At 74.3% G+C, this 2,880-nt stretch carries 2 protein-coding genes; both read left to right on the top strand.

The window, feature by feature from the left end:
* The first annotated feature begins 97 nt into the window (after positions 1–97).
* Positions 98–1,204, top strand: coding sequence for an undecaprenyldiphospho-muramoylpentapeptide beta-N-acetylglucosaminyltransferase (murG, locus tag JNW89_RS33270; protein ID WP_238452059.1), 1,107 nt, complete (start codon positions 98–100; stop codon positions 1,202–1,204).
* Between the two features lie 85 nt (positions 1,205–1,289).
* Positions 1,290–2,783: a UDP-N-acetylmuramate--L-alanine ligase gene (gene murC, locus JNW89_RS33265; RefSeq protein WP_238452058.1), complete on the top strand. Its 1,494-nt coding sequence runs from the start codon at positions 1,290–1,292 to the stop codon at positions 2,781–2,783.
* The last annotated feature ends 97 nt before the right edge of the window (positions 2,784–2,880 follow it).

Genomic DNA, 2,880 nt, shown 5'->3' with positions numbered 1-2,880 from the left:
CCCGGTCGCGAGCGCGGCGGGAGGACGACCAGGCCGCACCGCGCGGTGGCCGGCAGGGCCGGACCCGTGGCGGGACGGCGAGCGAGAGGAGACGCTGATGGGTCCGCTGCGTTCGGTGGTGCTCTGTGGAGGGGGAACGGGTGGCCACATCTACCCGCTGCTCGCCTTCGCCGACTGCCTGCGCCGACACGACCCGGGCGTCCGGATCACCTGTCTGGGCACGCCGAAGGGCCTGGAGAACGAGCTGATCCCGCCGGCCGGCTACGACCTGCGGCAGATCCCGGCGTACCAGCTGCCCCGCTCGGTCAACATGAGCCTGGTGCGTACCCCGGACCGGATGTGGAAGGCGGCCCGCGCCGCGGGCAAGGTGATCGACGAGGTACAGGCCGACGCGGTGGTCGGCTTCGGCGGGTACGTCTCCGTCCCCGGCTACCTCGCCGCCTGGCGCCGCGAGCTGCCGATCGTCATCCACGAGGTGAACGTGCCGCCGGGCGTGGCCAACCGGCTCGGCATGAAGTTCACCAAGAACGTCGCGGTGGGCTTCCCGCACCAGCCCGCGCAGGCCGAGTCGCTGCGCGACGCCCGGGTGGTCGGCGTGCCGCTGCGCCGGGGCATCGCCGGGCTGGACCGGGTCGCCATGCGCAACGCCGCCCGGGCCCACTTCGGACTCCGCCCCGACCTGCCGGTGCTCTTCGTCGCCGGCGGCTCGCAGGGCGCCCGCTCGATCAACCTGGCGGTCTCCGGCGCGGCCAAGGAACTGGCCCGCAACGGCGTGCAGGTGCTGCACGTGATCGGCGCCCGCAACGAGCCGGTGCCGGTCCCCACCGACCTGCCGGTGCCGTACGTGACCCTGCCCTACCTGTCCGAGATGGAGCTGGGCTACGCCGCCGCCGACCTGATGCTGGGCCGGGGCGGGGCGATGACCTGCGCCGAGGTGGCCGCCATCGGCCTGCCCACCATCTACGTGCCGTACCCGCACAGCAACCAGGAGCAGAAGCGCAACGCGCTGCCCGTGGTGGAGGCCGGCGGCGGGCTGCTCGTCGACGACGCCGAGCTGACCCCGGACTGGCTGGAGCGGACGGTCATCCCGCTGGTCCGCGACCACCACCGGCTCGCCGCGATGGGCGCGGCCGCGGCCGGGTACGGGCGACGCGACGGCGACGTCGCGCTGCTGAACTTCGTCTACGAGGCGGTGGCTCGGTGAGCGCGAGGAGTGAGCTTGCGAGCCCCGCAGTCGCGAACGACCGGGGGTCGGCGACGCCGGCCACCGCGACGGGAAGGTACCTGGCATGAACACCGCGCAGTTCACCCCGGCCGGCACGCTCACCGCCGAGGACCTGGGCCGGATCCACCTGATCGGGGTGGGCGGGGTCGGCATGAGCGGCCTGGCCCGGCTCTTCCTCACCCGTGGCCTGCCGGTCTCCGGCAGCGAGCTGCGCGAGTGGCCGTCGCTGGCCGGGCTGCGGGCGCTCGGCGGGACGATCCACATGAGCCACGAGGTGAGCAACCTCGACGGCGTGGACACCGTGGTCTACTCCTCGGCCATCCCGCAGGACCACCTGGAGATGGTCGAGGCCCGCCGGCGCGGCCTGCGGGTGCTGCACCGCTCCGAGGCCCTCGCCGCGGCGATGACCGGCCGGCGGACGGTGGCGGTCGCCGGCACCCACGGCAAGACCACCACCACCTCGATGGTCACCATGGTGCTCCAGCAGGCCGGGACGGACCCGTCCTTCGTCATCGGCGGGGAGATCTCCGAGGTCGGCTCCGGCGCGCACCACGGCACCGGCGAGTACTTCGTGGTCGAGGCGGACGAGAGCGACCGCTCGTTCCTGATCTACCGCCCGTACGTCTCGATCATCACCAACATCGAGGCGGACCACCTCAACACCTACGGCGACCTGGCCAACCTGGAGGCGACCTTCGCCGAGTTCGCCCGGCTCACCGACCCGGACGGCTTCATCATCACCTGCGCCGACGACCCGGGTGGCCGCCGGCTGGCCGAGACGCTGCGCGCGGAGGGCCGCCGGGTGCACACCTACGGCCTGTCTCCCGACGCCGACCTGCGGCTGGACGACATGGCCTCCACCGCACAGGGCGTGCGCTTCCTGGCCGAGGTCGACGGCCACTCGCTGGGCGAGATCCGGCTGCCGGTGCCGGGGCGGCACATGGGGCTCAACAGCGCCTCGGCGGTGCTCACCGCGTACCTGCTGGGGCTGCCCGTCGAGGCGGCCGAGGCGGCGCTGGGCGCCTTCCCCGGCGTCCGCCGGCGCTTCGAGCGCAAGGGTGTCGCGGACGGCGTCCTGGTCTACGACGAGTACGCGTACCACCCGACCTCGATGACGCTGGCGTTGCAGACGCTGCGCGAGGTGGCCGGGGACGGCCGGCTGATCGTGGTCTTCCAGCCCTACCGGCTCTACCGCACCCGGGATCTCCAGGCGGAGATCGCCGCGGCGCTGGGCATCGCCGACGAGCTGGTGCTGCTGGAGGTCTTCGGGCCGGGTGAGCTGCGCCAGCCGGGGGAGGGCTCCGCGGCGCTGGTCGAGGCGGTGCCGCTGGACGCCGCGCACAAGGTGTTCGTCGACTCGTGGGAGGACGCCCCGGTCGAGGTGGCCCGCCGGGCCCGCCCGGGCGACGTGGTGGTGACCATGGGCGCCCCGCCGATCTCCCTGCTGGGCGACCAGCTGATCGACGCCCTCACCGCGCGGGCCTCCGGCGGCGCCGCCGACCCGACGGCCCTCGGCGTGGCCGTCGACCCGGACGGCGCGGCCTCCGCCGCCGGATGAGCCCGGGTCCGGCGCGGGGCCGTACCGCCGGCACGGACGGCGGCGGCCCCCGACGTAACCCGGTCCGGCGCTGGCAGCTCGTCCGGGCCGGTAGCGA

It is taken from the genome of Micromonospora sp. 4G55, from assembly GCF_016803375.1.
Note: the sequence above shows the minus strand (reverse complement) of the source record. Positions and strands in the feature narration are given on the sequence as shown.

Excerpts from the sequence above, each read along its gene's own strand:
- murG (WP_238452059.1), top strand. The coding sequence starts at position 98 with ATGGGTCCGCTGCGTTCGGTGGTGCTCTGTGGAGGGGGAACGGGTGGC.
- murC (WP_238452058.1), top strand. The coding sequence starts at position 1,290 with ATGAACACCGCGCAGTTCACCCCGGCCGGCACGCTCACCGCCGAGGAC.